The organism is Deltaproteobacteria bacterium (assembly GCA_009930495.1).
Lineage (GTDB): Bacteria > Desulfobacterota > Desulfovibrionia > Desulfovibrionales > Desulfomicrobiaceae > Desulfomicrobium.
Window position 1 is genome coordinate 1 of record RZYB01000193.1, and the last position, 4,524, is coordinate 4,524.

The following is a 4,524-nucleotide window of genomic DNA, read 5'->3' on the forward strand; positions in this document are numbered from 1 at the left end:
TTTAAAATCCCTTGCTCTTCGGAGCGTGCGGGTTCAAGTCCCGCCCTGGGCACCATAAAAAACAAGGACTTATCGCACAAATTGCGGCAAGTCCTTTTTTTTGGTGCCGTCAAACCTTCGATTTGCCCCACTTCTGTCCCACTTTTTAGACGGCTGTGAGCCGTCGCGAGAAATGAGAATTTCTTGCACGCAATTTGAGAAACTGACGTTCTCATTTATGATGAAAATTCCCACTCTTTTTCTGCTGATCATCTGACCAAAAAATGCTAGGAACTGAGGCCGGAGGTGTTTGCCATGATCCGTGCCATTATCCCCATCCTGCTCCTGTCCTTGGCCACCCCTGCCTTGGCGGACGACTACGTAGGCAGGGCCCTCACTACCTGCGCGCCCCTTGACGGAACGTCACAGCACTCCACGTGCCTCTCGACCGCAGCCAACGACATTTGCGGAGTGCGGGGCATCAGCCCGGAGCGCGTCGCGTGCCTGCAAGACTTCGAGCGCTACTTCACCGCCAAGGTGGCGGCAATCCAAGCCGAGCGACAGGCTTTAAAAGATGAAACGGATCGCAAGATCAGACAGTTGCAAGACCGCCTGCAATGATGGCCATGACCCAGGTTGCGGCACTGCTCGTCGTTATCATCCTCTCCATCCCCGCTCACGCCGGGTTCAAATTTTTCGGGTCTGGCGGGCAGTACATGGAGCCAGCCCAGGAAGACAAGGGGAATCTGCTCTCCATGTCTGGGGCTGGGCATAAGTCTCAGATGGTCGAGCTGCGCGCGGGGGCGCATGCGGTGCACTTTGACTGTCGTGGGGCGCTTGGCATTCGGCTCAAGAACAACCAGGGGATGATTGTGCGGGACATCTCCACGTCCAGGCCTGGTGCCGGAGGCGCGACGTGGGAGGTGCCTAATCCAGGGTGGCACACCATTGAGGTCGAGGGGGACGGTGATTGGCGCGTCCAGCTAGATCGAGGATTTTATTCGGAGCCCGCCCAGCCCGCAGCCGTGAATGTACGGCCTCAAATCTATCCAGCCCCAACACCCCTGGTGATCCAGCGATGTCCGGATAAAGCCGAGGATGACGTGGATATGACCGGCATCGAATGGCGGCAAAGTCGGGGGGCATACTCTGGCAGGGCGACCAAAGACATGACCAGGAAATTTGGATATCGAGCCGGGACCTACCGGCTTGAATATGAATACAAAGCTAGGCGGTATTTTGGCATCTGGATGCATACCAGGCGGGGCTTGAATGAGCTGCTTGTCAATCGTGTCGGTCGGGCTGACACGTATGTCGATGTTGTCTTGCCGAAAGATGATGAAGTCTGGTTCGAAGTAGATTCCCCGTTCGGAAACTGGGAATTTACCTTTGAACGAGTACGTTGATCAGCCAGAAAACGGCACATGCACCTGACGCGGCGCGCTCGCGCTGCCTGTCGCCAGCCCCGTCACGACCGCGCTGGCGAGCTGCCCACCTGGGGATCGTGAGCATGTCCCCCGACGTGCTGCTCGGGAAAACTTCCTCCATGGTGAATAGTCAGCCTTGAAAAACCCTAAAAATGGCCCGTCAGGCCCAAGCCTGCTCCGGCCGAACATTTGGCCGAAAAACGTGCCCGAGCAATTTGAGGCACAAAAAACGCAGCATCCGGATGAACTTCCGGAAATTGAACGCAGCGCAAGCCATAAACAGGTTCACGGAGTCGCCGATCCGGCCTTTGAGGTAGTTTCGAAGCATTCTGTGATCGTTCTTGCACTCTGCACTCTGCCGCCACCGAGTTACATGCTCCAGCCACCAAGATGCACGCGCCTGGTTGGTTTGAGATTTCATGACCACCTCCCTGAATTGGAGGGAACGTATCTCATAAGCCGAATTTATTGGAAGATGGGGTTTATAAGGCGCTTACGCATTAAAAACCAAACAATTTTTTGCCACTTCCCCTGCATTGCCGCACTCTAATTTTCTTGTCAGTTTGAGCCGGAACGGGTGGGCAGTTTGACATGGAATCAATGGGCTATTTCTTCGAAATGCTCAAATTACCAAACTTTTTTCTTCATCAATTCCGACATCATGGCAGGTAAATCCAAAAATGAACACCTCCTTCGCAGACATGGCCCTTGGCGCCGCCCTGGCCGCCGGCCAGGCAATCCTGGACATATACGCCACCGCTGATTTCGGCGTTGAAACCAAGGCCGACCAATCCCCCCTGACCAAGGCCGACCGCGCCGCCCACCATGTCATTCACCGGGCGCTGACCTCCACGAATCTGCCCATGCTCAGCGAGGAAGGCCGGAACATTCCCTATTCGGAACGGCAGGGTTGGAACACCTTCTGGCTGGTCGATCCATTGGACGGCACCAAGGAGTTCATCAAGCGCAATGGCGAATTCACGGTCAACATCGCCCTTATCGAGCAGGGAGTGCCCGTTTTTGGGGTGGTCTTTGCCCCAGTCCTGGATAAACTCTATTGTGGCGCCCACGGCATTGGCGCCTTTCGTCTGGACACGGCGAGTTCCTTTCGTGACGCCTCGTGGGAGCGCGTCCGGCAAGCGGCGTCCCCCCTGCCCCTGCCCCCCGCACCCAGACCCCACACCATTGTCGGTTCCCGCTCGCACCCCTCGCCGGAGTTCGCTGACTTCGTGGCCGCGGCCCAGGCCAGATATGGCCAGATCGACGTCCGCTCCATCGGCAGTTCCCTCAAAATCTGCCTGGTTGCCGAAGGATCGGCCGACGTATATCCCCGACTTGGTCCGACCATGGAATGGGACACTGCCGCCGGGCACGCCGTGGCCGTCCACGCCGGGTGCTCCGTGACGCGGGCCGATACGGACCAGGCCTTGCGCTACAACAAGGAAAATCTGCTCAATCCCTTTTTCATCGTGGAACGACGCTGATTTTTTGCCAAATCTGAAACACTCGCGATCACCCAAGGTGCTGTGCCATGTATAGCGAATCCCTGCTCGTCCATTTCCAGCGCGCCGAAGACCTGCGCCGCGAGGCAGTCACCCTGCCCTCTCTCAACCTCAAGACGCGCCAGGTGTGCGATCTGGAATTACTCCTGAACCGGGGATTCTATCCTCTGTCCGGATTTCTCGGCCGCGCGGATTACGAAAGCGTGCTGGACACCATGCGGTTGGCCAGCGACGCCCTGTGGCCCATGCCCATCTGTCTGGACGTATCCCCGGATCTGGGTGCAAAACTTCAGCCTGGAAACCGCCTCGCCCTGCGCGATCAGGAAGGATTCCTCTTGGCCGTGCTGACCGTCTCCGACGTCTGGCAGCCGGATTTGGCGCGCGAAGCCCTGGCGGTGTACGGCACGGACGACCCGGCGGCCCACCCGTCGGTCCGTTACCTGCTTTCCCAGCCAGGCAAACACTACCTTGGCGGCTCGCTGGAAGGTCTGTCCCTGCCCCTGCATTTTGATTTCCAGGACTTGCGCCTGACCCCTTCGGACCTGCACCGCCGTTTCAGCCAGAACGGTTGGCGCGCGGTCATCGGCTTTCAAAGCGAACAGCATCTGCACTGCGCCCACAAAGAGATGATCCTGCGTGCCGCGCGCGAGGCTGGAGCGTCCATTCTGCTTCATCCGGCAATAGGCGTGCAGTACCACGGAGATCTGGACCAATATACGCTGGTCAGATCCTATCAGGCCTTTGTGCGCCAATTTCCGCGTACCATGATCAGCCTTGGCCTGCTGCCCCTGTATCAACGCAAGGCCGGCCCACGCGAAGCCCTGCTCCAGGCCATGGTCCGCCGCAATTACGGCTGCACCCATTATCTCGTGGCCCAGGATCAGGCCGACCCCGGAGCTGAATCCGGCGATCTGTTCTATCCACAAGGCGCGGCCCAGGAACTGGTGCGCGCCCACGAACAGGAAACGGGCATCGCCATGATTCCCTTGCGGGAAATGGTCTATGTGGAGGAAAAGGGCGAGTACCTGCCGGCCGACGAGGTTCGGGAGGGCATGAATGTCCGCACCATCTCTTCTCTTGAGCTGCGGCGACGTCTTGAGCATGGCGTCGATATCCCGACCTGGTTTTCCTTTCCCGACGTGGTCGAGGAACTGCGCAGGGCCCATCCGCCGCGCAGCAAGCAGGGCTTCACCATTTTTCTGACCGGTCTGTCCGGCGCCGGCAAGTCGACCGTGGCCAAGGTCCTGCTGGCCCGCTTTCTGGAAATGCGCGACCGGCCCGTGACCCTGCTCGACGGCGACATCGTCCGCCGCAACCTCTCCTCGGAATTGTCCTTTTCCAAGGAGCACCGGGAACTCAACGTGCGGCGCATCGGCTTCGTGGCCAGTGAAATCACCAAAAACGGCGGCATCGCCATTTGCGCGCCCATCGCGCCCTATCCCGAGGCGCGGGATCATAACCGCCAGCTCATCAGCCAGCACGGCGGCTTTGTCGAAGTCTACATGAACACGCCGCTAGCGGTTTGTGAACAACGCGACCGCAAGGGCCTCTACGCCAAGGCCAGGGCCGGCATCGTCAAGGGGGTCACCGGCATCGACGATCCCTACATCCCGCCG

At 58.8% G+C, this 4,524-nt stretch carries 4 protein-coding genes and 1 pseudogene; 4 read left to right on the top strand and 1 reads right to left on the bottom strand.

What is annotated here, in order from left to right:
• Nucleotides 1-294: 294 nt before the first annotated feature.
• Both EOL86_12255 and EOL86_12260 read left to right on the top strand, forming a co-directional pair.
• Complete coding sequence (locus EOL86_12255; GenBank protein ID NCD26347.1) at nt 295-600, top strand: hypothetical protein; 306 nt, start codon at nt 295-297, stop codon at nt 598-600.
• Nucleotides 597-1,385 carry a hypothetical protein gene (locus EOL86_12260; GenBank protein ID NCD26348.1) on the top strand — a complete coding sequence of 263 codons (789 nt, stop codon included), beginning with the start codon at nt 597-599 and terminating at the stop codon, nt 1,383-1,385. The genes EOL86_12255 and EOL86_12260 overlap by 4 nt, the downstream gene beginning before the upstream one ends.
• Before the next feature lie 181 nt (nt 1,386-1,566).
• Here EOL86_12260 and EOL86_12265 read toward each other — a convergent pair.
• Nucleotides 1,567-1,749, bottom strand: a pseudogene (locus tag EOL86_12265) (IS5/IS1182 family transposase).
• Nucleotides 1,750-2,086: 337 nt separating this feature from the next.
• Here EOL86_12265 and cysQ point away from each other — a divergent pair.
• Nucleotides 2,087-2,890, top strand: coding sequence for a 3'(2'),5'-bisphosphate nucleotidase (cysQ, locus tag EOL86_12270; GenBank protein ID NCD26349.1), 804 nt, complete (start codon nt 2,087-2,089; stop codon nt 2,888-2,890).
• A 47-nt stretch (nt 2,891-2,937) separates the two neighbouring features.
• Nucleotides 2,938-4,524 (top strand): bifunctional sulfate adenylyltransferase/adenylylsulfate kinase (locus EOL86_12275; GenBank protein NCD26350.1); only part of this gene is annotated, 1,587 nt, incomplete at its 3' end.